This is a genomic window from Achromobacter sp. 46006 (assembly GCF_059761975.1).
Window position 1 is genome coordinate 182,893 of record NZ_JCBANN010000001.1, and the last position, 25,783, is coordinate 208,675.

The 25,783-nt window shown below is 66.4% G+C and carries 25 protein-coding genes; 20 read left to right on the top strand and 5 right to left on the bottom strand.

Features of this window, described 5'->3' with window-relative positions; genetic code table 11:
- Positions 1 to 32: 32 nt before the first annotated feature.
- Together lexA and AC6LKG_RS00995 are read right to left on the bottom strand one after the other, a co-directional pair.
- On the bottom strand, positions 33 to 683 hold the full coding sequence (lexA, locus tag AC6LKG_RS00990) for a transcriptional repressor LexA (protein ID WP_498162041.1): 651 nt from the start codon (positions 681 to 683) through the stop codon (positions 33 to 35).
- Positions 684 to 835: 152 nt separating this feature from the next.
- Entirely contained in the window at positions 836 to 2,035 is a 1,200-nt protein-coding gene (locus AC6LKG_RS00995) for an amino acid aminotransferase (protein WP_498162042.1), read from the bottom strand.
- Positions 2,036 to 2,241: 206 nt separating this feature from the next.
- Between AC6LKG_RS00995 and uvrB the strand changes: the two genes are divergently transcribed.
- The 12 genes from uvrB to AC6LKG_RS01055 all read left to right on the top strand — a co-directional run bounded on the left by uvrB (position 2,242) and on the right by AC6LKG_RS01055 (position 14,070).
- Entirely contained in the window at positions 2,242 to 4,281 is a 2,040-nt protein-coding gene (gene uvrB, locus AC6LKG_RS01000) for an excinuclease ABC subunit UvrB (RefSeq protein ID WP_498162130.1), read from the top strand.
- Between the two features lie 249 nt (positions 4,282 to 4,530).
- Complete coding sequence (locus tag AC6LKG_RS01005; protein ID WP_006386176.1) at positions 4,531 to 5,022, top strand: low molecular weight protein-tyrosine-phosphatase; 492 nt, start codon at positions 4,531 to 4,533, stop codon at positions 5,020 to 5,022.
- 194 nt (positions 5,023 to 5,216) lie between these two features.
- Positions 5,217 to 5,759 carry a Fe-S cluster assembly transcriptional regulator IscR gene (iscR, locus tag AC6LKG_RS01010; RefSeq protein WP_498162044.1) on the top strand — a complete coding sequence of 181 codons (543 nt, stop codon included), beginning with the start codon at positions 5,217 to 5,219 and terminating at the stop codon, positions 5,757 to 5,759.
- An 18-nt stretch (positions 5,760 to 5,777) separates the two neighbouring features.
- Positions 5,778 to 6,989, top strand: coding sequence for an IscS subfamily cysteine desulfurase (locus tag AC6LKG_RS01015; protein WP_049073188.1), 1,212 nt, complete (start codon positions 5,778 to 5,780; stop codon positions 6,987 to 6,989).
- Between the two features lie 33 nt (positions 6,990 to 7,022).
- Positions 7,023 to 7,427 (top strand): Fe-S cluster assembly scaffold IscU, encoded by a 405-nt coding sequence (gene iscU / locus AC6LKG_RS01020; protein WP_006386173.1) that lies wholly within the window; start codon positions 7,023 to 7,025, stop codon positions 7,425 to 7,427.
- A 2-nt stretch (positions 7,428 to 7,429) separates the two neighbouring features.
- A complete protein-coding gene (iscA, locus tag AC6LKG_RS01025) occupies positions 7,430 to 7,753 on the top strand; it encodes an iron-sulfur cluster assembly protein IscA (protein WP_006386172.1) in 324 nt (107 codons plus the stop codon).
- 3 nt (positions 7,754 to 7,756) lie between these two features.
- Positions 7,757 to 8,269, top strand: a complete 513-nt coding sequence (hscB, locus tag AC6LKG_RS01030) for a Fe-S protein assembly co-chaperone HscB (RefSeq protein ID WP_498162046.1) — start codon at positions 7,757 to 7,759, stop codon at positions 8,267 to 8,269.
- A 72-nt stretch (positions 8,270 to 8,341) separates the two neighbouring features.
- Positions 8,342 to 10,204 (top strand): Fe-S protein assembly chaperone HscA, encoded by a 1,863-nt coding sequence (hscA, locus tag AC6LKG_RS01035; protein ID WP_498162047.1) that lies wholly within the window; start codon positions 8,342 to 8,344, stop codon positions 10,202 to 10,204.
- Between the two features lie 9 nt (positions 10,205 to 10,213).
- Positions 10,214 to 10,555 carry an ISC system 2Fe-2S type ferredoxin gene (fdx, locus tag AC6LKG_RS01040; RefSeq protein ID WP_498162049.1) on the top strand — a complete coding sequence of 114 codons (342 nt, stop codon included), beginning with the start codon at positions 10,214 to 10,216 and terminating at the stop codon, positions 10,553 to 10,555.
- Complete coding sequence (gene iscX, locus AC6LKG_RS01045; protein ID WP_006395859.1) at positions 10,555 to 10,749, top strand: Fe-S cluster assembly protein IscX; 195 nt, start codon at positions 10,555 to 10,557, stop codon at positions 10,747 to 10,749. The genes fdx and iscX overlap by 1 nt, the downstream gene beginning before the upstream one ends.
- A 105-nt stretch (positions 10,750 to 10,854) precedes the next feature.
- Complete coding sequence (locus AC6LKG_RS01050; RefSeq protein WP_498162050.1) at positions 10,855 to 11,745, top strand: methylglyoxal synthase; 891 nt, start codon at positions 10,855 to 10,857, stop codon at positions 11,743 to 11,745.
- Positions 11,746 to 11,967: 222 nt separating this feature from the next.
- Entirely contained in the window at positions 11,968 to 14,070 is a 2,103-nt protein-coding gene (locus AC6LKG_RS01055; RefSeq protein WP_498162051.1) for a TonB-dependent siderophore receptor, read from the top strand.
- A 10-nt stretch (positions 14,071 to 14,080) separates the two neighbouring features.
- Here the strand turns inward: AC6LKG_RS01055 and AC6LKG_RS01060 are convergent, their stop codons facing one another.
- Entirely contained in the window at positions 14,081 to 14,884 is an 804-nt protein-coding gene (locus AC6LKG_RS01060) for an enoyl-CoA hydratase/isomerase family protein (RefSeq protein WP_498162052.1), read from the bottom strand.
- 258 nt (positions 14,885 to 15,142) lie between these two features.
- Here AC6LKG_RS01060 and AC6LKG_RS01065 point away from each other — a divergent pair, with 258 nt between their 5' ends.
- From AC6LKG_RS01065 to AC6LKG_RS01100, 8 genes are read left to right on the top strand one after another with little or no spacing between them, the layout of a single operon-like run.
- The gene (locus AC6LKG_RS01065; RefSeq protein ID WP_498162132.1) at positions 15,143 to 15,940 is read left to right on the top strand and encodes an ABC transporter ATP-binding protein; all 798 of its coding nucleotides are present in this window, start codon (positions 15,143 to 15,145) and stop codon (positions 15,938 to 15,940) included.
- Complete coding sequence (locus AC6LKG_RS01070) at positions 15,940 to 16,818, top strand: branched-chain amino acid ABC transporter permease (RefSeq protein ID WP_498162053.1); 879 nt, start codon at positions 15,940 to 15,942, stop codon at positions 16,816 to 16,818. The genes AC6LKG_RS01065 and AC6LKG_RS01070 overlap by 1 nt, the downstream gene beginning before the upstream one ends.
- 2 nt (positions 16,819 to 16,820) lie before the next feature.
- Positions 16,821 to 17,858: a branched-chain amino acid ABC transporter permease gene (locus AC6LKG_RS01075; RefSeq protein ID WP_498162054.1), complete on the top strand. Its 1,038-nt coding sequence runs from the start codon at positions 16,821 to 16,823 to the stop codon at positions 17,856 to 17,858.
- Positions 17,859 to 17,892: 34 nt separating this feature from the next.
- Positions 17,893 to 19,074 (top strand): ABC transporter substrate-binding protein, encoded by a 1,182-nt coding sequence (locus tag AC6LKG_RS01080; protein WP_498162056.1) that lies wholly within the window; start codon positions 17,893 to 17,895, stop codon positions 19,072 to 19,074.
- A gap of 40 nt (positions 19,075 to 19,114) precedes the next feature.
- Entirely contained in the window at positions 19,115 to 19,909 is a 795-nt protein-coding gene (locus AC6LKG_RS01085; RefSeq protein ID WP_498162134.1) for an ABC transporter ATP-binding protein, read from the top strand.
- Positions 19,906 to 21,762 (top strand): AMP-dependent synthetase/ligase, encoded by a 1,857-nt coding sequence (locus tag AC6LKG_RS01090; protein WP_498162057.1) that lies wholly within the window; start codon positions 19,906 to 19,908, stop codon positions 21,760 to 21,762. The genes AC6LKG_RS01085 and AC6LKG_RS01090 overlap by 4 nt, the downstream gene beginning before the upstream one ends.
- Positions 21,759 to 22,913 carry a thiolase family protein gene (locus AC6LKG_RS01095; RefSeq protein ID WP_498162059.1) on the top strand — a complete coding sequence of 385 codons (1,155 nt, stop codon included), beginning with the start codon at positions 21,759 to 21,761 and terminating at the stop codon, positions 22,911 to 22,913. The genes AC6LKG_RS01090 and AC6LKG_RS01095 overlap by 4 nt, the downstream gene beginning before the upstream one ends.
- Complete coding sequence (locus AC6LKG_RS01100; protein ID WP_498162061.1) at positions 22,910 to 23,563, top strand: TetR/AcrR family transcriptional regulator; 654 nt, start codon at positions 22,910 to 22,912, stop codon at positions 23,561 to 23,563. The genes AC6LKG_RS01095 and AC6LKG_RS01100 overlap by 4 nt, the downstream gene beginning before the upstream one ends.
- 19 nt (positions 23,564 to 23,582) lie before the next feature.
- Here AC6LKG_RS01100 and AC6LKG_RS01105 read toward each other — a convergent pair whose 3' ends face one another.
- On the bottom strand, positions 23,583 to 24,401 hold the full coding sequence (locus AC6LKG_RS01105; RefSeq protein ID WP_498162062.1) for a YggS family pyridoxal phosphate-dependent enzyme: 819 nt from the start codon (positions 24,399 to 24,401) through the stop codon (positions 23,583 to 23,585).
- Complete coding sequence (locus AC6LKG_RS01110; RefSeq protein WP_498162063.1) at positions 24,398 to 25,651, bottom strand: benzoate/H(+) symporter BenE family transporter; 1,254 nt, start codon at positions 25,649 to 25,651, stop codon at positions 24,398 to 24,400. Before AC6LKG_RS01110 ends, AC6LKG_RS01105 begins: the two co-directional genes overlap by 4 nt.
- Between the last annotated feature and the right edge of the window lie 132 nt (positions 25,652 to 25,783).

Here is a 25,783-nt window from a genome sequence, read left to right on the forward strand (position 1 = left end):
GAGGGGCGCGCGCCCAGTGGGGAAGCGGCGGATCAGTGCAGCGCGTGCGGGCGGATCAGGCCGACCGCGATGCCTTCCAGCGCGAATTCCTGGTCGGCTTCGACCACGATGACGTTGAAGTCTGGGTTCTCGGGCAGCAGCTCGATGCGGCCGTTCTGGCGCTGCAGGCGCTTGACGGTGACGTCGTCGCCCAGGCGGGCCACCACGATCTGGCCGTTGCGGGCCTCGGATGCCTTCTTGATGGCCAGCAGGTCGCCTTCGAGGATGCCGGCATCGCGCATGCTCATGCCGCGCACCTTGAGCAGATAGTCGGGCGCCTGCGCGAACAGGCTGGGATCCACGCCGATCTCGCGCTCGACGTGCTCGGCCGCCAGGATCGGGCTGCCAGCGGCCACGCGGCCCACCAGCGGCAGCAGCAGTTGCGCCAGGCCGGGCAGGGGCAGGGGCGCCTGGGACGGCGCCGGCGAGTTGTCTTTCAGGCGGATGCCGCGCGAGGCGCCGGCGGTGAGTTCGATGGCGCCCTTGCGGGCCAGGGCCTTCAGATGGTCTTCGGCCGCGTTGGGCGAGCGGAACCCCAGGGCCTGGGCGATCTCGGCGCGGGTCGGTGGAAAGCCCGTGCGCGCGACGGTCTGCCGGATGAGGTCCAGGATTTGCTGTTGACGATCGGTGAGTTTGCTGGCCATGGCGATGATCCGGTTGGGAGCGGACTGTACATATATACAGCGGCATTCTGGGGGACATAACGTAAAAATGCAAGCGCTGATCGGGCACGCCTTTGTGACAGGCAATGAAAACGGGACCCGAAGGTCCCGTTGGGAGGCAATGCCGGGGGGGGTTACAGCACCGCGGCGATGCCCTTGGCCACCTGGTCGATGTTGCCGCTGTTGAGCGCGGCGACGCAGATGCGGCCGCTGGAGACGGCGTAGACGCCGTGCTCTTCACGCAGGCGGTCGACCTGGGCCGAGGTCAGGCCCGAGTACGAGAACATGCCGCGCTGCTGCAGCACGAAGCTGAAGTCCTGCTTGCCGCCATGCTCTTTGATTTTCTCGACCAACTGCTTGCGCATCAGGCGGATGCGGTCGCGCATGGCGCCGAGTTCCTCTTCCCACATGGCGAACAGTTCGGGCGAGTTCAGCACCGTGGAGACGATCGTGCCGCCGTGGGTGGGCGGGTTGGAGTAGTTGGTGCGGATGACGCGCTTGAGCTGGCTCAGCACGCGGGTGGCTTCGTCCTTGCTGCCGGCCACGACGGTCAGGGCGCCGACGCGTTCGCCATACAGCGAAAACGACTTCGAGAACGACGAGCTGATGAACATGGTCAGGTCGAGGTCGGCGAACAGGCGCACCACCGCGGCGTCTTCCTGCAGGCCTTCGCCGAAGCCCTGGTAGGCGATGTCCAGGAACGGCACCAGCTTGTTTTCCTTGACGACCGCGGCGATCTGCTCCCATTGGGCGAAGGTGGGGTCGACGCCGGTGGGGTTGTGGCAGCAGGCGTGCAGCACGACGATGGTCTGGGCCGGGGCGGCCTTCAGGGCGGCCAGCATGCCGTCGAAATTCAGGCCGCGGGTGGCGGCGTCGTAGTAGGCATAGGTGCCGACTTCGAAACCGGCGCGTTCGAACAGCGCGCGGTGGTTTTCCCAACTGGGGTCGCTGATCAGAACCTTGGAGGCCGGCAGCAACTGGCGCAGGAAGTCGGCGCCGATCTTGAGGGCGCCGGTGCCGCCCAGGGCCTGGGCGGTCAGGACACGGCCAGCGGCCGCCAGCGGGGATTCCTTGCCGAGCAGCAGGGCTTGCGCGCCCTGGTTGTAGCCGGCGATGCCTTCGATCGGCAGGTAGCCGCGTGCGGCGGCTGCCTCGACGCGGGCGAGTTCGGCTTTGCGCACGGCACCCAGCAGCGGAATGCGGCCCTGGTCGTCGTAGTACACGCCCACGCCCAGATTGACTTTACCGGGGCGGGTGTCCGCGTTGTATTGTTCGTTCAGGCCAAGAATGGGGTCGCGCGGCGCGAGTTCGACGGAATCGAAAAGGGTGCTCATGGGACTCTGCTGAGGGTGAGTGGACGCAGTGGGAAGTGCTGTGGATAATGGGGGGTTTACCCTGGGAACAGTCTAGCATGCCTAAGAGCCCAATAGACCCGAGCGCGGTGGGTGCCGCAGCCGTTGGCGCGGTCGCTGGCGCGGCAACCGACGGGGCAACCGACGGGGCAACCGACGGCGCGGCCGGCGCGGCCCCCGAGGGCGCCGTGGCGTCCCCTGGCGCCAGCCCCGGGTACGTCGATTTCCCGGGCAGCCCGTTCCACTTGTACCAACCTTATCCGCCCGCCGGCGACCAGCCTGGCGCCATAGAGGGGCTGATCCAGGGTGTGCAGGACGGCCTGATGTACCAGACCCTGCTGGGCGTGACCGGCTCGGGCAAGACCTACACCATGGCCAACGTCATCGCCCAGCTCGGGCGGCCGGCGCTGGTGCTGGCGCCCAACAAGACGCTGGCGGCGCAGTTGTACGCGGAGATGCGCGAGTTCTTCCCCAAGAACGCGGTGGAGTACTTCGTCTCGTACTACGACTACTACCAGCCCGAGGCCTACGTGCCGACGCGCGACCTGTTCATCGAGAAGGACTCGTCGATCAACGAGCACATCGAGCAGATGCGCTTGTCGGCCACCAAGAGCCTGCTGGAACGCCGCGACACCATCATCGTCGGCACGGTGTCCTGCATCTACGGTATCGGCAACCCCGGCGACTACCATGCGATGGTGTTGATCCTGCGCGCCGGCGACCAGATCTCGCGGCGCGAGATCCTGGCGCGCCTGGTGGCCATGCAGTACACCCGCAACGACGCTGAATTCACCCGCGGCGTGTTCCGTGTGCGCGGCGAGACCATCGACATTTTCCCGGCCGAAAGCGCCGAACTGGCGCTGCGCCTGACGCTGTTCGACGACGAGATCGAAAGCCTCGAACTGTTCGATCCGCTGACCGGCCGCATCCGCCAGAAGCTGCCGCGCTTCACGGTCTATCCCGGTTCGCACTACGTGACGCCGCGCGACACTGTGCTGCGCGCCATCGAGACCATCAAGGAAGAACTGCGCGAGCGCACCCAGCGCTTCGTCGACGACGGCCACCTGGTCGAGGCCCAGCGCCTGGAACAGCGCACCCGCTTCGATCTCGAGATGCTTCAGGAACTGGGCTTTTGCAAAGGCATCGAAAACTACTCCCGCCATCTGTCGGGCGCCGCGCCGGGCGAACCGCCGCCGACGCTGATCGATTACCTGCCGGCCGACGCGCTGATGTTCATCGACGAAAGCCACGTCACCATCGGCCAACTCAGCGCGATGTACCGCGGCGACCGCTCGCGCAAGGAAACGCTGGTGCAGTATGGTTTCCGCCTGCCGTCGGCGCTGGACAACCGCCCGCTCAAGCTCGAGGAATTCGAGGCCCGCATGCGCCAATGCGTGTTCGTGTCGGCCACGCCCGCGGCTTACGAAAAGGAGCACGCCGACAATGTGGTCGAGCAGGTGGTGCGGCCCACTGGCCTGGTCGACCCGATCGTCGAGGTGCTGCCGGCGCGCAGCCAGGTCGATGACCTGCTGGGCCAGATCAAGGCGCGCACCAGCCTGGGAGAGCGGGTGCTGGTCACCACCCTGACCAAGCGCATGGCCGAGGACCTGACCGACTTCCTGACCGAGCACGGCGTGCGGGTGCGCTACCTGCATTCCGATATCGACACGGTCGAACGCGTGGAAATCATCCGCGACCTGCGCCTGGGCACGTTCGACGTGCTGGTCGGCATTAACCTGTTGCGCGAAGGCCTGGACATCCCGGAGGTGTCGCTGGTGGCCATCCTGGATGCCGACAAGGAAGGCTTCCTGCGTTCCGAGCGCAGCCTGATCCAGACTATCGGCCGGGCGGCGCGCAACCTGAACGGTCATGCCATCCTGTATGCCGACCGCATCACCGATTCGATGCAGCGCGCCATGGAAGAGACCAGCCGGCGCCGCGCCAAGCAACTGCAATTCAATGCCGACCATGGCATTACCGCGCGCGGTGTGCAGAAGGCGGTGCGCGAGCTGATCGACGGTATCGTCGCGCCGGTGCAGCACGACGCGCTGGAAGCCGCGGTGCCAGCGGAATTGCTGAAGGACGAAAAGGCCCTGGCGCGCGAGATCAAGCGCCTGGAAAAGCTGATGATGGACCACGCCCGCAATCTCGAATTCGAGCAGGCCGCGGCGGCCCGCGATGCCTTGACGGCGCTGAAGCAGCGGGTGTTGCTGGAGGGCGCCGTATGAGCGGAGTACGGTATCTGAATGTGTCTATTCGCTGACTGATTGCTGAATAGTTGATGGAAGAAAGGTGTTGCAAAAGCGGGCCTGAAATTTGCGTAACCGATCCCGTCCATATCTTCGGCTTAACGTTAAATATAGACTTCAACTAATTGATTTATAGGAAATATTCAAGGGGACGCATTGACCCGAAACGGACGCCCTGAACGCAAAAAAAGCTTGCCTTATCTCGGGTTTTCCCGCACACTTACTTTCATGATGACCAAGGTACTTTTCGTTTGCATGGGCAATATCTGCCGCTCGCCGAGCGCAGAGGGCGTGTTTCGCCATTTGGTGAACGACGCGGGTTTGGGCGATGTGGTTCGCATCGACTCCGCCGGCACGCACGCGTTTCACATCGGCGAGGCGCCTGATGCCCGGGCGCAGGCCGCAGCGCGCAAGCGCGGCTACGAGATCACGCACTGTGAGGCCCGTCAGGTCACCGCGGAAGACTTCCGCGATTTCGACCTGATCCTCGCCATGGACTGGGACAATCTTTCCGCCATGCAGCAACAGTGCCCCAAGGCTTATCAGCACAAGCTGATGCTGTTGATGCGCTTCGCCAACGAGTTCGAGGAGGCCACCGTGCCCGATCCGTACTATGGTGGCGCAGACGGTTTCGGCAAGGTGCTCGACTATCTCGAAGACGCCTGTCAGGGTGTGCTCGAGCTGGTCCGCAAGCGCGCTACCCAGTACCAGGCGGCCTGAGGTCTCCTGGCTCGTCGGGGCCCCCGGTTGGGGGTCCGGGCGAATTGGCAGTGAAAACAACCGCGCAATTGCGCGGTTTTTTCTAGCCGGGAGCCATACCAAATTACTCGGGAATTTGCTATACTTGAGCCAATTACTCGGGTATTGGTCGTCAGATTCGCTGGCGACCATTGCCGAATCACAGGGAATTCACCATGCGGCTAACTACCAAAGGGCGTTTCGCCGTGACTGCCATGATCGATCTGGCTATGCGGCAGCATAGCGGCCCGGTCACTCTTGCGGCCATCAGCCAGCGTCAGAATATTTCGCTTTCCTATCTGGAACAGCTGTTCGGGAAACTGCGCCGCCACGAACTCGTGGACAGCGTGCGCGGCCCCGGCGGCGGTTACTCGCTCGCCCGCCTGGCGCGCAACGTTACCGTGGCCGACATCATCTTCGCGGTCGACGAGCCGCTGGATGCCACCAGTTGCGGGGGCAAGCGGGACTGTACGAGCGGCAACGACGGCAAGCCCGGCAAATGCATGACGCATGAGCTCTGGGCCACGTTGAATCGCAAGATGGTCGATTACCTGGATTCGGTGTCGCTGCAGGATCTGGTCGATCAGCAGCGCGTGCGCCAATTGCAGGAAGCCAACAATCAAGCGCAGGCCTGCGCGGTGCGCGTGAACCGGGTGGGGGGCGCCAACACCGCCGCCAATGCCCCGACCACCGCCGTCGCGGCCAATGCCACCGTATAAGCAGTAGGAGTTGTAGAAATGACCACTCGTCCGATCTATCTGGATTACTCGGCCACGACCCCCGTCGACCCCCGCGTCGTCGAAAAAATGATCCCCTGGCTGTACGAGAGCTTCGGCAATCCCGCATCGCGCAGTCACTCGTTCGGCTGGGAAGCCGAGGAGGCCGTCGAACGCGCCCGCGAGGAAGTCGCCAAGCTGGTGAACGCGGATCCGCGTGAAATCGTCTGGACCTCCGGCGCCACCGAGTCGGACAACCTGGCGATCAAGGGCGCGGCCAACTTCTACGCCGAGCGTGGCAAGCACATCATCACCATCAAGACCGAACACAAGGCCGTGCTCGACACCTGTCGTGAACTGGAGCGCCAGGGTTTCGAAGTGACCTACCTGGACGTCAAGGACAACGGCCTGATCGACCTGGACGTGTTCAAGGCGGCGCTGCGCCCCGATACCGTGCTGGTGTCGGTGATGATGGTGAACAACGAAATCGGCGTCATCCAGGACATCGAAACCCTGGGCGAGATCTGCCGCGAGAAGGGCATCATTTTCCACGTCGACGCCGCGCAGGCCACCGGCAAGGTCGAGATCGACCTGCAGAAGCTGAAGGTCGACCTGATGTCGTTCTCGGCCCACAAGACTTACGGCCCCAAGGGCATCGGCGCGCTGTACGTGCGCCGCAAGCCGCGTGTGCGCATCGAGGCGCAGATGCATGGCGGTGGCCACGAGCGCGGTTTCCGCTCGGGCACCCTGGCCACGCACCAGATCGTCGGCATGGGCGAAGCCTTCCGCCTGGCTCGCGAGGAAATGGGCACCGAGAACGAGCGCATCCGCATGCTGCGTGACCGCCTCTGGGCCGGCCTGTCGCAGATCGAAGAGGTCTACCTCAACGGCGACATGGACCAGCGCGTGCCGCACAACCTGAACGTCAGCTTCAACTACGTCGAAGGCGAGTCCCTGATCATGGCGATCAAGGAACTGGCCGTGTCGAGCGGTTCGGCCTGCACCTCGGCCAGCCTGGAACCTTCCTACGTGCTGCGCGCCCTGGGCCGCAACGACGAGCTGGCGCACAGCTCGATCCGCTTCACGCTGGGCCGCTTCACCACCGAGCAGGAAGTCGACTACACCATCGAACTGCTCAAGAGCCGTGTCGGCAAGCTGCGCGATATGTCGCCGCTGTGGGAAATGGCCAAGGAAGGCATCGATCTGAATACCGTGCAATGGGCTGCGCACTGAGCGCCCGCGCCAAAGAATACGTGGAGAACTAACATGTCTTACAGCACCAAAGTCCTGGATCACTACGAAAACCCGCGCAACGTCGGTTCGTTCGACAAGTCGGACGACTCGGTGGGTACCGGCATGGTCGGCGCGCCGGCCTGTGGCGACGTCATGAAGCTGCAGATCAAGGTGAACGAAGCCGGCGTCATCGAGGACGCGCGCTTCAAGACCTATGGCTGTGGCTCGGCCATTGCCTCCAGCTCGCTCGTGACCGAGTGGGTCAAGGGCAAGACGCTGGACGAAGCCATGAACATCCGTAACACGCAGATCGCCGAAGAACTGGCCCTGCCGCCCGTGAAGGTGCACTGCTCGATCCTGGCCGAAGACGCGATCAAGGCCGCCGTGCAGAACTACAAGGAAAAGCATTCGGTTCCGGCCGAAGCTGTTGCGAGCTGAACATGTCCGTTACCCTGACCCAACAGGCTGCCACCCACATCGGCCGCTACTTGCAAAAGCGCGGAAAGGGGATCGGCTTGCGCCTCGGCGTTAGGACGACGGGTTGTTCCGGCATGGCCTACAAGCTGGAATACGTGGACGACGCGGCGCCCGAGGACCAGGTGTTCGAGAGCTTTGGCGTGAAGGTGTTCGTCGATCCGAAGAGCCTGGCCTACCTGGACGGCACCGAGCTGGACTACGCCCGCGAAGGCCTGAACGAAGGTTTCAAGTTCCGCAACCCCAACGAGAAGGCGACCTGCGGCTGCGGCGAGTCGTTCACGGTGTAAGTCTTGGCTGGAGACGATCACTTCAGCCTGTTCGGCTTGCCGGCACGTTTCGACCTGGACGCCCAGGCGCTGGAATCGGCGTGGCGCACCGTCGCTGCGCAGGTGCATCCCGACCGCTTTGCCACCGCCAGCCCCGCGGAACGTCGCGTGGCCATGCAGTGGGCGGCGCGCGCCAATGAAGCCTATCGCCAGTTGCGCGATCCGCTGTTGCGGGCGCGCTACCTGTGCGAACAGGCCGGCGTGGATCTGCAGACCGAGAGCAATACGTCGATGGACACGGCTTTCCTGATGCAGCAGATGACCTGGCGCGAAATGATGGATGATGCGCGCGACGACGCCGGCGTCCTGGCCGCGCTGCGGGCCGAGCTGGAGCAAGCCCGGCAGCAGATGCGCGCGGCACTGACGCGCCTGCTGGACGAACAGCGCGACTACGCCGCCGCGGGCCTGAAAGTGCGGGAATGGATGTTCGTGGAGAAGCTGGCGCAAGAGCTGGCCCACGCCCATCCCGATTCCTAGCCAACGGGACCGGGCAAGGCCCGGCCGCGGGGCGCCCCGGACTTCGCCGCCTACTGAGTAGAAAAAACAATCATGGCCTTATTGCAGATATCCGAGCCCGGTGAATCGCCCGCGCCGCACCAGCGCAAGCTGGCGGTGGGCATCGATCTGGGCACCACCAATTCCCTGGTTGCTGCGGTGCGCAGCAGCGTTGCCGAAGTCCTGCCCGATGCGCAGGGCCACGTGCTGCTGCCCTCGGCGGTGCGCTATTTCCCTGGCGGCAAGGTCACCACGGGCCGCGAGCCCCTGGCGCAGCAGGCCGAGGACCCGCTGAATACGGTAGTGTCGGTCAAGCGTTTCATGGGCCGCTCGCTGGAAGAGGCGCGCGCCACGCGCGCGCCGTACGAATTCGTGGATGCGCCAGGCATGGTGCGCATCCGCACCGCGCAGGGCGACCTGAGCCCGGTGGAAGTGTCGGCGCAGATCCTGGCGGTGCTGCGCCAGCGCGCCGAGGACGTGCTGGGCGACGACCTGGTGGGCGCCGTCATCACGGTGCCGGCCTATTTCGATGACGCCCAGCGCCAGGCCACCCGCGATGCGGCGCGCCTGGCCGGCCTGAACGTGCTGCGTCTCTTGAACGAGCCGACGGCCGCGGCGATCGCCTACGGCCTGGATAATGCCGCCGAGGGCGTGTATGCCGTTTATGACCTGGGCGGCGGCACTTTCGATATTTCCATTCTGCGGTTGACGCAGGGCGTGTTCGAAGTGATCTCGACCGGCGGTGATACCGCGCTGGGCGGCGACGACTTCGATTCGCTTATCGTCGATCACGTGGTGACGGCCGCGGGCGCCACCGACCTGAGGCACGTCGACCGGCGCGGCTTGCTGATGGCGGCGCGCGCGGCGCGCGAGGCGCTGTCGGACGCGCAGGACGCCACGCTGAAACTGACGCTGGCCAATGGCCAGGTCATCGATCACACGCTCACCCGCGCGCAGTTCGAGGCGCTGGCGCAGCCGCTGGTGCAGCGCACGCTGGATAGCGCGCGCCGGGCGCTGCGCGACGCCGCGCTGAAACCCGCCGACGTGCGCGGCGTGGTGATGGTGGGCGGCGCCACGCGCATGCCGGTGGTGCGTGCCGCGGTGGGCGAGATGTTCGGCGCCGAGCCGCTGACGGACCTGGATCCGGATCAGGTGGTGGCGCTGGGCGCCGCGCTGCAGGCCAATCTGCTGGCCGGCAACCGCGCCCCAGGCGAGGACTGGCTGCTGCTGGACGTCACGCCGCTGTCGCTAGGCCTGGAAACCATGGGCGGGCTGGTCGAGCGCGTGATTCCGCGCAACAGCACCATTCCGGTGGCGCGCGCGCAGGAATTCACGACGTTCAAGGATGGCCAGACGGCCATGAGCATCCACGTGCTGCAGGGCGAGCGCGATTTGGTAACGGACTGCCGCTCGCTGGCGCGTTTCGAATTGCGTGGCATTCCGCCGATGGTGGCGGGCGCCGCGCGCATCCGCGTGACGTTCCAGGTGGACGCCGACGGTCTGCTGAGCGTGACCGCGCGTGAGCAAAGCACGGGCGTGGAGGCGGCGGTGTCGGTGAAGCCTTCGTATGGGCTGAGTGACGATGAGGTCGCGCGCATGCTGGCCGACAGCGTGGCGCAGGCCGACAACGATGCGCGCGCCCGCATGCTGCGAGAGCAACAGGTGGAGGCGCGCCAACTGGTCGAGTCGGTGCAGGCCGCGCTGGCGGTCGACGGCGACCTGCTGAACGCCGAGGAACGCCAACGGGTCGATGAATGCCTGCAGGCGGCCACCCGCGCCCAGGAGGCGCAGGACGTGGACGCGGTGAAGGCCTCGGTCGAGGCCCTGTCGGCCGCGACCGATGAATTCGCCGCGCGCCGCATGGACCGCAGCATCCGCGCCGCGCTGGCCGGCCGCAAACTTGACGAGATCGCCTGATAAGACGCTATGCCGAAACTGACCGTACTGCCTCATCCCGACTACTGCCCCGAGGGTGCCGTGATCGAGGACGCGCCCAAGGGCGTGTCGATCTGCCGCATCCTGCTGGACAATCACATCGACATCGAGCATGCCTGCGAACTGTCGTGTGCGTGTACGACCTGTCACGTGGTGGTCAAGCAGGGTTATTCGTCGCTGGAGGACGCGACCGACGACGAAGAGGATCTGCTGGACAAGGCCTGGGGCCTGACGCCGACTTCGCGCCTGTCGTGCCAGGCGCGGGTGGCGGATGCCGACCTGACGGTGGAGATTCCCAAGTACACCATCAACCACGCGAAAGAGGGCCATTGATGAAGTGGACCGATACTTACCAGATCGCCGAGGCGCTGGCCGATACGCATCCGGACGTCGACCCCAAGACGCTGCGTTTCACGCAGTTGCGCGAATGGGTGCTGGCCTTGCCCGGTTTCAATGACGACCCGGAACGCAGCGGCGAGAAGATCCTGGAGGCCATCCAGATGGCCTGGATCGACGAGGCCGACTGATCCGCCTGTGAAACGCTTCCTTCGGGGAGCGTTTTTGCTTTGAGGAGCGCGGCCGCGGGGTATCATCAAGACTCTTTTCGTTGTTCTTGCCATCCGAGTCTACCGATGCCCGCTGCCCAATTGCGCTTTGGCCTGGCCGCCAACCGACTGCACCATGAAACGCCCGATGCCGCCTTGTTCACCTGGTTGCGGGCCTGTTCGTCCACCATCCGCGAACTGGGCGTGCAGTTGCATACCGTGGGGCGCACGCACGATGCGATCGTACGCGAGGGCATGCTGCAAGGCTATTCCGGCCTGATCCGCTATCCGTATGGCCGCGAGGGCGGGCTGATGAAGCTGGTGGCGCGCGTGACCGAGGGCCGCGACGGGCAGGAGCCGTTCGATGGCGCGATCTACCTGATCGATCCGGTGGACCCGTCGTCGATCTTTCCCGAGGCGCTGGCGCTCAAGCGCCAGTGCATCACGCATGGCCGGCCATTCATCTCGACGCTGGCCGGCGCCATCGAGTGGATGGAGGTCGAGCGCGTGCATGCGGGCCTGGCGCCGGACATGGCGGCGTCGCGGCTGTTCAACTACACCGGCCAGACGCTGGCGCTGATCGCGCACGACGCGCTCAAGGACGAGATGGTGGCGTTCGCGGCCGAGCACTTCGATGTGCTGTCGCAGTTCGCGCGGCGCGTGGCCACCGGCACCACCGGCGGCCGCCTGAACGAACTGGCGTGGTCGCGCGGCTGGCCCAAGGACACGCCGTGGGTGCACCGGTACCTGAGCGGACCGTTGGGCGGCGATGCGCAGATCGCCGAACTGGTGCTGGAGCACCAGTGCCAGCGGGTCATCTTCTTCGAGGATCCCCACGTGGCGCGCCAGCACGAGGCCGATATCCAGTTGCTCGAACGCGCCGTGCGCGTGGTGACGGAGTCGGCCACGTGCGCGACCTCGCCATCGGTGGCGCGGCGCTGGGCCAAGGCGGTGGAATTGCGCGCCGCGCGCGCTTGAGCCGCCAGCGTGCCGTCGGGGCGCCCTTTGGGGCGCCTTTTTTTCTTGTCGTTTTCCCTGATGGGGCGGGGCGCTTGGGGGGCGCTGCCCGTGGGTGGCCTGTTGTAAACAGGGGAAGTCTTTCCTTTTGTAGGGAAAAGGAACGATTTCAATAACGAGAAACATTAACATCTGGCTCTTCAAAATTCATCAAGGGGAGCCACGTCGATGTTTGATCCTGCCATGTCCCGCCGCGCCAGTCTGGCGGCGGCGTTGAGCCTGCTGCCGGCCGCGCTGGTCGCGCAGTCCGCGCCCGTCGAACCGACCACGTTGCCGTCGGTCAAGGTAGAGGGTAGCGCGGAGACGGCGACCAGCCCGGTGCTGGGCTATGCCGCCACTCGTTCGGCCACCGCCACCAAGACGGACACGCCGCTGAACGAGACGGCGCAGTCGATCACGGTGGTGCCGCGCGACCAGATCGTGGACCAGGGCGCCACCAGCCTGCAGGAGGCGCTGGGCTATGCGGCCGGCGTGCGCTCCGACGCCTACGGCCTGGATTCGCGCAGCGACAGCGTGCGGGTGCGCGGAACCGATGTCGATGTCTACCTGGACGGCATGCGCCAGGCGTTCGATTACTACACCAGCACGACCCGTCCCGATCCGTACATGCTGGAGCGCATCGAGGTGCTGCGCGGGCCGGCGGCCATGACGTATGGCCAGGGCAGCACGGGCGGCCTGATCAACATGGTCAGCAAGCGCCCGCTGGCCGAGGCGCAGCGCGAAGTCGGTGTGCAGGTGGGCAACCATGGGCGCAAGCAGGCGCAGGTCGACCTGACGGGGCCGGTCACCGAGGATGGCCAGTGGCTGTACCGCCTGGTGGCGTTGCAGCGCGATGCCGATACCCAGGTGCATCATGTGCCGGACGACCGCACGCTGGTGGCGCCGTCGCTGACCTGGCGGCCAAGCGCGGCGACGACGCTGACGCTGCAGGCGCTGTACCAGAAGGACAAGTCGGGTTCGACCGCGCAGTTCATGCCGTGGTCGGGCATGCGCACACCGAATCCGAACGGCATGATTCCGACCTATCGTTTCATCGGCGAGCCGGACCATGACCGTTACGATTCCGAGCGCCGCAGTTTCGGCTGGCTGTTCGAGCACCAGTTCAACGACAAGTGGTCGTTCAGCCAGGGTTTCCGCCACGCCAACAACAAGGTGACGTACTTCACGCACTACGCGGATGCGTTCTCGGTGCCCGGCGGCTGGGCCGATGATCCGATCAACCAGCGCATCATCGGCCGCTATGCCGATGACACCATCACCAAGGTGCGCATGGACACGCTGGACCAGCACCTGACCGGCGAGGTGAGCACCGGCGCGGTGACGCACAAGCTGCTGCTGGGGCTGGACTGGTCGCGCTATCGGCGCGACCGCCAGAGCGGCAGCGGCAAGGATACGATCGATGCCTATGATCCGGTGTATGGCAATGGCTATATCCCCGAGCTGACCGGCGAGCCGCGCTTCACGCAGCGCCAGACGGGCCTCTACCTGCAGGACCAGATGAAGATCGGCCAGCGCTGGATCGTGACGGCCGGCCTGCGCCATGACCGCGCGCGCAGCCAGCTCGAGGGTGGCGATACGGACAAGGTCCAGGCCACCACCAAGCGATTCGGGCTGATGTATGCGGCCAGCAACGGTTGGTCGCCTTATCTGAGCTACAGCGAATCGTTCACGCCGGTGGCCAGCACCACGCGCAATACGCCGGATGGCGCGGTGCCTGAGTTGTACAAGCCGCTGCGCGGCAAGCAATGGGAAGCCGGCGTCAAGTACCAGTCGGCGGATGGCGCCCACCTGGCCACCGCGTCGGTGTACGACCTGCGCGAGAAGAACCGCCTGGTGCCGGATCCAACGGCGGCGTTGAACAACATCCAGACCGGCAAAACGCGCACGCGCGGCCTGGAGCTGGAATGGCGCGGCCAGGTGACGTCATCGTTCGACGTGATCGCGCACTACAACTACATCGACCTGGATCCGCAACTGGAAGGGATTCCGCGTCACCAGGCCGCGGCGTGGGGGCGCTACCGTTTCGCGCTCGACAACCTCGACGGGCGCTTCACGGTGGGCGCGGGCACGCGCTGGATGGCGTCGTTCCGCGATGGCGATGGGCCCAAGCTGGCGCCGGTGTGGCTGGTGGACGCCATGATGGCGTACGAGACCAGTCACTGGCGCTATGCCTTGAACGTCAACAACCTGACCGACAAGACCTACCTGGCGACGTGCCTGTCGCGCGGCGATTGCTGGTACGGCGCGCGCCGCAGCGTTATCGCCAGCGTCACCTACAAGTTCTGACGCGCGCGCTTCAGTGGCCTTGGAAGCGCGGTGCGCGTTTTTCGCGGAAGGCGCGCACGCCTTCCGCGAAGTCCTCGCGCCGCGCGGTTTCCAGGAAGCAGGCGGTTTCTTCGGCCAGTTGCGTTTCCAGCGGCGCGTGCGCGGCGTTGCGCAAAAGATGCTTGGCGCCGGCGATGCCGTGCGGCGCGTGGCTGGCGAGCTGTTGCGCGTAGGCCCGGGCCTGTGGCGCGAGCTGGCCGGCGTCGGCGACGCGGTTGATGAGCCCCCAGGCGTGCGCATCGGCGGCGCTGAAGGCGTCGTGGCGCAGCAGCAGGTCGAGTGCGCGGCGTGGGCCGAGCAGGCGGTTCAGGCCATGGGTCATGCCGGCGTCTGGCGTGGCGCCCAGTTTCAGGTAGGCCGTCATGAAGCGCGTGTCGGCCTCGGCGATCGCGAGGTCGCAGGCCAGCGCCAGCGACAGGCCGGCGCCGGCCGCGACACCGTGTATCTGCGCCAGCCACAGCTTGTCCATGCGCGCGACGTGCGCGACGAAATCGTTGAGCGGCGTGAACAGGTCGAGCAGCTTGGCCCGCACCGCGTTGACGTCGCCTTCAAACAGCGTGATGTCGCCGCCGGCGCAGAAGGCCTTGCCGGCGCCGCGCAGCAGCACCACCCGGATGTCGGCGCGCGTTTCGAGCCACTGGGCGGCGCGTTGCAGGTCCAGCGCCATGGCGACGTCGATGGCGTTGAGCGTGGCGGGCTGGTTCAGCGTCAGCGTGGCGATGCCGTCTCCGGCTTCAACCTGCAGGGTTGGAAAGGCTGGAATGGGTGGGGTCATGGCTTGTCTCCGTTATCGGGTAAATACCAACTTTCGATCCAAAAACCACGATGCTATGGTCGCAACCAAGCGCTTGCTCGGTTGCCGTCCGCCACGCAAGCGTAACGCATAGAACGATTTTCCGGCGCTGTACAGCGTAGGTAAAGACAGGTTCGCCGCATCGCCTGCCTCGGGGCTACGCTGATTCACCGCCAATAGAAAAACAGCTTCGCGATAAACAGCGAGGAGACAAAGGTGGATCAATCCGATAGCCCTCCCTTGCTGGAGGTGGATGGGGTCACGTTGGCGTTCGGCGGGGTCAAGGCGCTCACGGGCGTGGGCTTTCGCGTCGCGCCGGGATCCATCACCACGGTCATCGGCCCCAATGGCGCGGGCAAGACCTCGCTGTTCAACACCATCTCGGGTTTCTACCGGCCGGCCGCGGGCACCATCCGCTTCCTGGGCCGCGACATCTCGCGCGTGGCGGCGCCGGAGCGCGCCCGCCTGGGGCTGGCGCGCAGCTTCCAGAACATCGCGCTGTTCCGCGGCATGACGGTGCTGGACAACATCAAGCTGGGGCGCCACGCCCACCTGCGCACCAATGTGCTCGACGCGCTGCTGTACCTGGGCCGGGCGCGACGCGAGGAGATGGCGCTGCGCGCCGATATCGAAGAACGCATCATCGACTTCCTGGAGATCGACCACATCCGCCATGCGCCGGTGGCGGCGCTGTCGTACGGGCTGCGCAAGCGGGTGGAGCTGGCGCGGGCGCTGGCGATGCAGCCCAAGGTGCTGATGCTGGACGAGCCGGTGGCGGGCATGAACCGCGAGGAGACCGACGACATGGCGCGCTTCATCCTCGATGCGCGCGCCGAGTGGGGCGTGACGGTGCTGATGGTGGAGCACGACATGGGCATGGTGATGGACCTGTCGGACCATGTGGTGGTGCTGAACTTCGGCCAGGTGATCGCCGATGGCACGCCCGCTGCGGTGCAGGCCAATCCGGAGGTCATCAAGGCCTACCTGGGCGCGGGTGACGTCGGCGACCTGCGCCGGCGGCTGCGCGAGGCGGCCTGATGGACGGCCTGTTCTTCCTGGAAGTGACGCTGGCCGGGCTTGGCAGCGGCGGCCTGTATGCGCTGGCGGCGCTGGCATTCGTGATCGTCTACAAGGCGACGCGGGTGGTGAACATCGCCATCGGCGAGTTCCTGATGATGGGCGCCTATGTGTTCTATGCCTTTGCCGCCGGCATGGCCTGGCCGGTATGGGCGGCGATTGCCGGCGCGGTGGCGCTGTCGGCGGCGCTGGGCGCGTTGGTAGAGCGCGTCACGATCCGGCCGATGCTGGGCGAATCGCCGATTTCGGTGTTCATGATCACCGTGGGGCTGGCCTCGATCCTGGTGGGCGTGGTGGAACTGATCTGGACGGCGGACCAGCGCCGGTTGCCGGAATTCATGCCGCGCGCGCCGGTGATGCTGGGTGAAGCGTTTGTCGCGCCCAAGGTGTTCTACGGCTTCTGGGTGGCCCTGGCATTGGCCTTGTTCGTGCTGGCGGTGTTCCGCTACTGGCGCGGCGGGGTGGCGTTGCGGGCCACAGCGTCGGATCAGGGGGCGGCGTACGCAATGGGCATCAACGTGCCGCGGGTGTTTTCACTGTCGTGGGCGGCGGCGGGCGCGATCGCGGCGGTGTCGGGCGTGATAGTGGGGGCGATCGGCGGTATCTCGTCGTCAATGGGCGTGTTCGGCCTGTCGGTGCTGGTGGTGGTGATCGTGGGCGGACTGGACAGCGTGGCGGGGGCGTTGGTGGGGGGCATCTTCATCGGGTTGCTGGAGGCCTGGGCCGGCGCCTACCTGGGCGGCGAATACAAATTGCTGGCGACCTTCGTGGTGCTGGTGGCGGTGCTGATGATGCGGCCTTACGGGCTGTTCGGCACCCGCGAAATCGAGAGGCTGTAGCCATGCGCATCGCGACCGCGAAAGAGACCTACCGGGCCGACGAGGCGCTGTTCGACACTCGCACGCAGCGGCTGTGGCTGGCGCTGCTGGCGGCGTCGCTGGCGCTGTTCCCGTTCGTGGCCGACGCCTATTGGCTGTACCTGGCGTGCCTGGTGGCGATCAATGTGGCCAGCGCCACGGGGTTGAACATCCTGACCGGCTACACCGGGCTGGTGAGCCTGGGGCAGGCCGCCTTCATGGGGCTGGGCGCGTACACGGTGGCGGTGATGGAACTGCGGCTGGGCACGCCGGTGCTGCTGAATCTGCTGGGGGCCGGCGTGGTGGCGATGCTGGGCGGGCTGCTGGTGGGGATTCCGTCGCTGCGGGTCAAGGGGTTGTACCTGGCGATCTCGACCATCGCGGCATCTTTCATCGCGCACTTCGTGTTCGCGAATTGGGCCTTCACCGGCGGCACGGGCGGGCTGCAGGTGCCGCCGGCGCGGCTGTTGGGGATAGACCTGGATACGTCGTTCAAGATCTATTGGCTGATCGTGCCGTTGACGGCGCTGATGGTGCTGGGCGCGGCCAACCTGTTCCGCACCCGCATCGGCCGCGCGTTCATCGCGATACGCGACCGTGACATTTCGGCCGAGGTGCTGGGTATCCACCTGCTGCGCTACAAGCTGCTGTCGTTCGGCCTGTCGTCGTTCTACGCGGGCGTGGCCGGTGGCCTGTGGGCGTATTTCTTCCGCGTGGTCACGCCGGAGAGCTTTCCGCTGATCATGTCGATCTTCTTCCTGGCCGCCATCATCGTGGGCGGCATGGGATCGATACTGGGTGCCATCCTGGGCGCCGTGTTCATGACCATGGTGCCCGAGCTGCTCAAGTTGGTAGTGGGCTGGCTGCCGGTGGGCGGCGACGCGCTGCGCTTGATTTCGCCGGTGCGCACCATCGTGTTCGGCCTGCTGATCGTGGGCTTTCTGATCTTCGAGCCGCACGGGCTCGCGGAAATCTGGCGCCGCGTGCGCCGCTTTTTTCACCTCTGGCCTTTCCGCACGTAGAGGGCCATTCCCAAGAGAACCAGGAGACGAAACCATGAAGCGCATCCGGATAGGCAGCGGTTTATCGAAGTTGCTGGCGCCCTTGGGCGTGGCATTGGCGTTGGCCGCGGCGCCAGCGGCCCAGGCCGAGGAGGACCTGGTGCTGGGCGGCTCGATCCCGTTGAGCGGGGTGTTCGCGTTCGCCGGGCAGGGCATTCATGCCGGCATCACCGACTACGTCAAGATCGTCAACGAGCAGGGCGGCATCAAGGGCCGCAAGCTGCGCTACGTGCCGGAGGACACCGCCTACAAGGTGGACGCGTCGGTGGCGGCCTTCAAGAAGATCACCAGCCAGAACAAGGTCAATTTCTACTATGGCGATTCGACCGGGTTTTCCAAGACCATCAATGCCGAGCTGAACCGCTCGGGCAACATCCTGATGACGGGCGCTTCGTTCGCGACCGAGTTGAACGATCCGGCCAAGTATCCGGCGCAGTTCATGCTGGGGCCGGACTACACGGAGATGTTCGGCATCCTGCTGCGCTACATCGCCAAGGAAAAGCCGGGCGCCAAGGTGGCGTTCGTGTATTCGGACACGGAGTTCGGCCGCGACCCGATCGCCAGCTCGCGCGCGGTGGCGCAGAAACTGGGGCTGACGGTGGCCACCGAGATCATGACGCCGCCGGGCAGCGTGGACGTGTCGACCGAGGTCATCAAGCTGCGCCGCGCCGATCCGGACTTCACCATCTTCCACGGCTACGTGCTGGCGCCGATTCCCGAGTTCGTCGGGCAGGGCAAGCGCATGGGCCTGAAGACGCGCTACATGGGCACGTTCTGGACCATGGACAACTCCACCGTGATGCAGATGGGCGAGGACGCCGAGGGCTTCATGGGCGTGATGCCGTACCGCTATTACTACGACCAGGCGGCGGACGCGCCGATGCTCAAGAAGATCCGCGAGATGCGGCCGCAATACCAGAGCACCGGCTACATGCAGGGCTTCCTGGCCGCGATGCTGTTCTCCGAGGTGGCCAAGCGCACGCTGGAGGCGGGCAAGGAGCTGACCAGCGCCAACATGAAGGCGGCGCTGGAGGGCATCAAGGACTTCGACACCGGCGGGCTGATCGGCGTGCCGATCAGCATCAAGGGCAATTCGATTCCGGTGGGCCGCATCTACCGCGCCGATACCAAGCAGAAGCAGATGGTGCCGGCTTCCGACTGGATCGTGCTGCAGTGAGGCGCCCGTGATTCCCGGATACGATGCGTCGCCATCCACGGTGCTGGACATCAACAACATCGAGGTGGTCTACAACAAGGCGGTGCAGGTGCTGCGCGGCCTGTCGCTGTCGGTGCCGGCCGGCGCCATCGTGGCGCTGCTGGGCAGCAACGGCGCCGGCAAGTCGACCACGTTGAAGGCGGTGTCGCGCCTGCTCGACCTGGAGGACGGCGAGCTGGCGCGCGGGCGCATCCTGTTCGACGGCGGCGACACCGCCGGCGCGCGGCCGCAGAACCTGGTGCGCGCCGGGCTGGCGCACGTGATGGAAGGGCGCCGCGTGTTCGAGGACCTGTCGGTCGAGGAGAATCTGGTGGCGGCGACCTATGCGCTGAGCGGACGTGCCGGCGCCAAGGCTGACTTCGACCTGGTGTATGGCTATTTCCCGCGGCTGTACGAACGCCGCCGCGGCCTGGCAGGCTATCTGTCAGGGGGCGAGCAACAGATGCTGGCGATCGGGCGGGCGCTGATCGCGCAGCCCAAGCTGATGCTGCTGGACGAGCCGTCGCTGGGGTTGTCGCCGATGCTGGTGGAGGCGATCTTCACCATCATCGCCCGAATCAACCGCGAGCAGGGGGTGTCGATGCTGCTGGTCGAGCAGAACGCGTCTGTGGCGCTGGCCGTGGCGCATTATGGCTACATCATGGAAACGGGCAAGGTGGTGATCGATGGCTCGGCCGAGAAGCTGGCGGCCGATCCCGACGTGCGCGAGTTCTACCTGGGCGTGGGAGGCGCGGGCGAGGCGCGCGGCTTTCGCGACATCAAGCACTACAAGCGCCGCAAGCGCTGGCTGTCATGAAGCCGGCGCCTGCAGCCGCCGGCTTCGCGCCGGACAATTGGCCGGCGCTGACCCTGCCGCAGATGTTGCGCGAGCAGGCGCGGCGGCAGCCGGCCGCCATTGCGGTGCGGCAGAAGGACTTTGGCATCTGGCGGCCGGTATCCTGGGCGGATTATTGGCGCCGCGCCTGCCGCGTCGGGCTGGGGCTGCAGGCGGCAGGGCTGTCGCGCGGCGGACGCGTGGCGGTGGTCGCCGAGAACCGGTTGGAGTGGCTACTGACCCAACTGGGCGCGGGCGCCGTCGGCGGCGTGGCGGTGGGGGTGTACGCGACCAGCCCGGCCGAGGAAATGGGCTATGTGCTGGAGCATGCCGACGTCGAGCTGGTGGTGTGCGAGGACCAGGAACAGACCGACAAGGTGTTGCAGGTGGCGCACCGGCTGCCGCTGCTGCGGCGCATTGTGGTGATGGAAACCAAGGGCCTGCGTTCCTACGCGCCGGCCGAGCGCGCGCGCATCATCGCCTTTGCCGAGCTGGAGGCCGATGGCCAGCGGCTGGAGGCGGAAGGGTTGCAGGCGCTGAATGAGTTGCTGGACACGCAGGGGCTGGATGACCTGGGCCTGATGATCTACACCTCGGGTTCGACCGGCAAGCCCAAGGGCGCGATGCTCAGTTATCGCAACATGCGCGGCGTGGCCCCCGGCATTGCCGAGCGGCTGGGCATGGATGCGGGCAGTGTGCATCTGTCGTACCTGCCGCTGTGCCACGTGGCCGAGCAGATGCTGTCGACCTTTGTGCCGATCTACCTGGGCGCGCAGGTCAATTTCGGCGAATCGATCCGCACCGTGCAGGAGGATCTGCGCGAAGTGGCGCCGAGCGTGTTCCTGGGCGTGCCGCGCATCTGGGAAAAGCTGCATGCGTCGATCTCGATCAAGATGCAGGAAGCGGGCCGATTGCAGCGATGGTTGTACCGGCGCGCGCTGGCGGCGTGCGCGCCATTCGCGCACAAGTCGGCGCGCCAGCGCGGTCCCGGCGAGCGGCTGACCTATGCGCTGTGGTATTGGCTGGTGCTGCGCGCCTTGCAAAATTTCATCGGCCTGCGGCGGGTCCGGGTGGCGATGACCGGGGCGGCGCCGATCGCGCCCGAGGTGGTGCGTTACTTCCGCAATCTCGGCGTGCCGCTGGTGGAGGTGTATGGCTTGACCGAGTCGACCGGCATGATCTTCGGCCAGCATCCGGACCGCGTGCGGGCGGGCACGGTGGGCGAGCCGATCCTGGGGGTGGACTGGCGCCTGGGCGAGCAGGGTGAATTACAGGTGTGCGGCGAGATGGTGTTCGCCGGCTATTACAAGAACGATGCCGCGACCGCCGAGACGGTGCGCGAGGGCTGGCTGCATACCGGCGACGTGGCCGAGGTGCGCGACGGCCAGCTGCGTATCGTCGACCGTCTGAAAGACATCATGATCACGGCGGGCGGCAAGAACCTGACGCCGTCCGAGATCGAGAATGCGGTCAAGGGCAGCCCCTACGTGAAGGAATGCGTGATCGTCGCGGACGGCCGGCGCTACGTGGCGGCGCTGATCCAATTGGAGTTCGAGACGGTCGGCAAGTGGGCCGAATCGCGCCGCATCGCCTTTACCCATTTCCGTTCGCTGGCCGAATGCGCCGAGGTGCGCGAACTGGTGGCCGAGGAAGTGGCGCGCGCCAACGCGGGGCTGGCGCCCGTGGCGCAGATCAAGCGATTTCACCTGCTGACCAAGGAACTGGACCACGACGATGGCGAGGTGACCGCGACCATGAAGGTGCGCCGTGCCAGCATCTACCGCGCCTATGCGGATGAAATCGAACGGCTTTACGCCGAGGAGACGCCAGCATGAACGAAGCGGTGATCGTGGAGGCGGTGCGCACGCCGTTCGGGCGGCGCGGCGGCTGGTGGGCCGGAAAGCGGCCCGATGACTTGCTGGCCGAGGTGATACAGGGATTGCTGGCGCGCGCCGGATTGCCTGGCGGCCAGGTCGATGATGTGATCGCCGGCTGTGTCAGCCAGGCGGGTGAGCAGGGCGCCAACATCGGCCGGTTGGCGGCGCTGCTGGCTGGCCTGCCGGAGACGGTGCCGGGCGTGGCCCTGAACCGCATGTGCGGATCGAGCCAGCAGGCGGTGCATGCCGGGGCGCAGGCAATCGCGGCCGGCGACATGCGCTACGTGGTCGCCGGCGGGGTCGAGAGCATGAGCCGCGTGCCGATGTTCCTGGACGTGACGCTGGGCCAGCGCGAATTCCGCGGTTTCGAATCGCTCAATCCCGGCTTGTTGCAGCGCTATCCGCTGATCCACCAGATCGAGAGCGCCGAACGCATCGCCGAAACGTGGCAACTGGGCCGGGCCGAGCTGGATGCCTGGTCGATGCAGAGCCATGCGCGCGCCTGGGCCGCCGCCAGCGCTGGACGCCACACTGAGCTGCTGCCTGGTCCGCCGGGCACGCCGGCGCGCGACGAGGGCATACGCGAGCACGCCGATCCGGCCAAGATGGCCGCGTTGCCGCCGGCCTTGCGCGCGCCGGGCCAGGGCAATGTGACGGCGGCGCAGTCGAGCCAATTGGCCGACGGCGCGGCGGCGGTGCTGCTGGCGGATCGGTCCGTGGCGCTGGCCGATGGGCTGCTGCCGCAGGCGCGTTTCCGCGCGCGCGTGACGATCGGCTCGGACCCGGTGTTGCAGTTGACGGGCGTCATTGCCGCGACCGAGCAGGCCCTGGCGCGCGCCGGCCTGCGACTGGCGGATATCGACTGGATAGAGATCAACGAGGCCTTCGCCAGCGTGGTGCTGGCCTGGCTGAAGACGCTGGGGGCGGACCCGGCAAAGGTCAATCCGTGGGGCGGCGCCATCGCCCACGGCCATCCCCTGGGCGCGACCGGCGCGGCCTTGATGGCGAAGATGTTGGCGGGGCTGCGCGCCAGCGACGGTCAGTTCGGCCTGCAGGTCATGTGCATCGGCCATGGCATGGCGACCGCGACGATCATAGAACGCCTATGAGCCGGATCGGCAGGGATGGGCCGGGCGCGGCGCCGGCCGGGCACGAGGACGGCGCGGAATCGCTGCGCCGCGCGGAAGTGATCCTGACGGCGGCGCGGCTGTTCCGCAAGCATGGCTACGAACGCACCACGGTGCGCGAACTGGCGCGGGCCGTGGGCCTGCAGTCGGGCAGCCTGTTCCACCATTTCCGCAGCAAGGAGGAAATCCTGGTGGCGGTGATGAACAACGGCATCCAGGAAGTGCTGGATGCGGGCCGCCAGGCCCTGGCGCTGTACCAGGCGCCGGCCGACCGGCTGGCGGCGTTGTTCCGGGTGCATATGTGGAGCATGCTGCACGGCGCCGGCGGCGATGCCATGAACGCGCTGGTCTACGAGTGGCGCAGCCTGTCGGCGCCGAGCCAGGCCAGCGTCAAGGTGTTGAGCGATCGCTACGAGGCCATGTGGCAGGAGGCGGTGGCGGCGGCGGTAGCCGCGGGCGTGCTGCGCGGCGATGCGCGCGTGATCAAGCGCTGTGTGCTGGGGGCGATGAACCTGACGGTGCAGTGGTACAAGCCGGAGGGGCGGCTGCGACCGGCCGCGTTCATCGACGAGATGCTGCGGGCCAGCCTGCCAGCGCTGCCGGAGGGGGCGGGGCGCTGGCCGGTGGGCTAGCGCCGTCCCGCTGCGCAGGTTACGCAGCGCCGGGCCAGTAATGGCTGTCCGGCAACGCGCGGGCGCCGAAGATCGCCTGGCCGACGCGCACGACGGTGGCGCCTTCCTCGATGGCGATCTCGAAATCGCCGGACATACCCATCGACAGTTCGTCCAGGCTGATGCCGGCCGGCGCCTGCTGGCGCAGGCGGTCGCGCAGGCCGCGTAGCAGCACGAAGCATTGGCGCACGCGCTCGGCCTCGCGGGAGAACAGCGCCAGCGTCATGAAGCCACGCACCCGCAGGGAAGAAAACGCGGGCAGCGCCTGGAGGAAGGCGGCCACCTCGTCGGGCGCCAGGCCATATTTGCTGGGCTCGCCAGAAGTGTTGACCTGCACATACACGTCCAGCGCGCGGCCTTCCGCTTGCAGGCGGCGGTCCAGCGCTTCGGCCAGGCGCAGGCTGTCCAGAGCCTGGAACTCGCTGGCGAACAGCGCCATGAGCTTGGCCTTGTTGGTCTGCAAGTGACCGATGACCGACCAGCGCAGGCCGGCCAGGTCCGTGGTGTTCTCCCATTTGCGATGGGCTTCCTGGATCTTGTTCTCGCCCAGCAGGCGGCAGCCGGCGGCATGGGCCAACCGGATGCGCGATTCGTCCATGGTCTTGCTGACCGGCAACAGGCGCACGCTGGCCGGGTCGCGCCCGACTCGATGGCAGGCGGCCGCCATGCGCGCGTGGATCGTGGCCAGGTTGTGGCGGAAGTCCTCGACGCTTAGGGCCTGGGGATAGCGGCCGTGCTGGTCGTGACGGGTCTGCGTGTCGGGGGCGGCCTGCGCGGGATCGAGCGGGGGCATCATCATTTCACCATGCCCTTGCCGGCGGATTCGGGGCGCGGCAGATCAGCGTAGCGGGACGAACGCAGGCGTCGCGGCAGGCGACCATTGAGCACGGCGTGGGCGAGCAAGCCGATCACCAGGCCCCAGAAGGCGCCGCCGATGCCGAACAGCTTGATGTTGGCGGCGGCCGCCAGGAAAGTGATGAGCGAGGCTTCGCGCGTGTTGGGATCGGCCAGGGCGCTGGCCAGGCTGCCGCCGATGGTGCCCAGCAGGGCCAGGCCGGCCAGGGTGGTAATGAAGCTGGCGGGCAGGGCCATGAACACGGCGGCCAGGGTCACGCCGAACACGCCCACCACGATGTAGAAGATGCCGGCGGCGATGCCCGCGACCCAGCGCTTGGCTGGATCGTCGTGCGCTTCCTTGCCGGTGCAGATGGCGGCAGTGATCGCGGCCAGGTTGAAGGCATGCGAGCCAAACGGCGCCATCAGCAGCGACCCCAGCCCGGTGATGGTGACGATGGGGTTGGCGCTGGTCTTGAAGCCGTCATTGCGCAGCACCAGCATGCCGGGCATGTATTGGCCGGTCAGCGTGATGAGGAACAGCGGCAACGCCACGCTCAGCAGTCCGTTGAGCGAGAACGTGGGCGCGGTGAAAACGGGCGCGGCGAATTCCAGCCGCAGCCCAGACAGGTCGACCCGGTCCTGCGCCAGCAGCAGCGCCAGGCCTGACACCAGGATGCCGACCACGGCATAGCGCGCCGTGTAGCGCTTGAGCGCGACGTAGGCCAGGATCAGCCAGCCGACCAGCAACGGGTCCAGGCTCATGCCGCCGAAGGCGCCGATGCCGAATGGCAGCAGGATGCCGGCCAGCAGGCCGGCGGCCACGCCCGGGGGAATCAGGCGGATGACCTTGTCGAAATAGCCGGACAACCCGAGCACGACGAAGGCGGCGGCAGAGATCAGGTAGGCGCCGATGGCTTCGGCATACGGCGTGGTGGCCAGGGCCGTGACCAGGAACGCGGCGGCGGGCGTGGACCACGCGGTAATGACCGGTTCGCGGCTGAGCCAGCTCAGCAGGATCCCGGTGACGCCCACGCCGATCGACACCGACCAGACCCACGAGGCCGTGAGCGCCGGACTGAGGCCGGCGACCTTGGCGGCCTGGAATACCAGGATGAAGGTGCCGCCGTAGTTGACGATGACCGAGATCAGGCCGGCGACGATGGGATGGACGAGATCGCGCGGAAACAGGGAAGAGGCACTTGGCGATGACATGGGTGCGGTGGGAGGCGGGAAAGGTTGAATGGCAGACCACTTTGTAGCGCGGCATTGGACTGTCAAGGCAGTACACTTTGGCAATATGTGCCAGACCACTTTTTTTGTTCCCACATTCCTGCCTTACCTGGA

What these genes read in the sequence shown, in the direction of transcription:
- lexA (WP_498162041.1), bottom strand. Translation starts at nt 683, where the DNA reads ATGGCCAGCAAACTCACCGATCGTCAACAGCAAATCCTGGACCTCATC.
- AC6LKG_RS00995 (WP_498162042.1), bottom strand. Translation starts at nt 2,035, where the DNA reads ATGAGCACCCTTTTCGATTCCGTCGAACTCGCGCCGCGCGACCCCATT.
- AC6LKG_RS01005 (WP_006386176.1), top strand. Translation starts at nt 4,531, where the DNA reads ATGATGACCAAGGTACTTTTCGTTTGCATGGGCAATATCTGCCGCTCG.
- iscR (WP_498162044.1), top strand. Translation starts at nt 5,217, where the DNA reads ATGCGGCTAACTACCAAAGGGCGTTTCGCCGTGACTGCCATGATCGAT.
- AC6LKG_RS01015 (WP_049073188.1), top strand. Translation starts at nt 5,778, where the DNA reads ATGACCACTCGTCCGATCTATCTGGATTACTCGGCCACGACCCCCGTC.
- iscU (WP_006386173.1), top strand. Translation starts at nt 7,023, where the DNA reads ATGTCTTACAGCACCAAAGTCCTGGATCACTACGAAAACCCGCGCAAC.
- iscA (WP_006386172.1), top strand. Translation starts at nt 7,430, where the DNA reads ATGTCCGTTACCCTGACCCAACAGGCTGCCACCCACATCGGCCGCTAC.
- hscA (WP_498162047.1), top strand. Translation starts at nt 8,342, where the DNA reads ATGGCCTTATTGCAGATATCCGAGCCCGGTGAATCGCCCGCGCCGCAC.
- fdx (WP_498162049.1), top strand. Translation starts at nt 10,214, where the DNA reads ATGCCGAAACTGACCGTACTGCCTCATCCCGACTACTGCCCCGAGGGT.
- iscX (WP_006395859.1), top strand. Translation starts at nt 10,555, where the DNA reads ATGAAGTGGACCGATACTTACCAGATCGCCGAGGCGCTGGCCGATACG.
- AC6LKG_RS01050 (WP_498162050.1), top strand. Translation starts at nt 10,855, where the DNA reads ATGCCCGCTGCCCAATTGCGCTTTGGCCTGGCCGCCAACCGACTGCAC.
- AC6LKG_RS01055 (WP_498162051.1), top strand. Translation starts at nt 11,968, where the DNA reads ATGTCCCGCCGCGCCAGTCTGGCGGCGGCGTTGAGCCTGCTGCCGGCC.
- AC6LKG_RS01060 (WP_498162052.1), bottom strand. Translation starts at nt 14,884, where the DNA reads ATGACCCCACCCATTCCAGCCTTTCCAACCCTGCAGGTTGAAGCCGGA.
- AC6LKG_RS01070 (WP_498162053.1), top strand. Translation starts at nt 15,940, where the DNA reads ATGGACGGCCTGTTCTTCCTGGAAGTGACGCTGGCCGGGCTTGGCAGC.
- AC6LKG_RS01075 (WP_498162054.1), top strand. Translation starts at nt 16,821, where the DNA reads ATGCGCATCGCGACCGCGAAAGAGACCTACCGGGCCGACGAGGCGCTG.
- AC6LKG_RS01080 (WP_498162056.1), top strand. Translation starts at nt 17,893, where the DNA reads ATGAAGCGCATCCGGATAGGCAGCGGTTTATCGAAGTTGCTGGCGCCC.
- AC6LKG_RS01090 (WP_498162057.1), top strand. Translation starts at nt 19,906, where the DNA reads ATGAAGCCGGCGCCTGCAGCCGCCGGCTTCGCGCCGGACAATTGGCCG.
- AC6LKG_RS01095 (WP_498162059.1), top strand. Translation starts at nt 21,759, where the DNA reads ATGAACGAAGCGGTGATCGTGGAGGCGGTGCGCACGCCGTTCGGGCGG.
- AC6LKG_RS01100 (WP_498162061.1), top strand. Translation starts at nt 22,910, where the DNA reads ATGAGCCGGATCGGCAGGGATGGGCCGGGCGCGGCGCCGGCCGGGCAC.
- AC6LKG_RS01105 (WP_498162062.1), bottom strand. Translation starts at nt 24,401, where the DNA reads ATGATGATGCCCCCGCTCGATCCCGCGCAGGCCGCCCCCGACACGCAG.
- AC6LKG_RS01110 (WP_498162063.1), bottom strand. Translation starts at nt 25,651, where the DNA reads ATGTCATCGCCAAGTGCCTCTTCCCTGTTTCCGCGCGATCTCGTCCAT.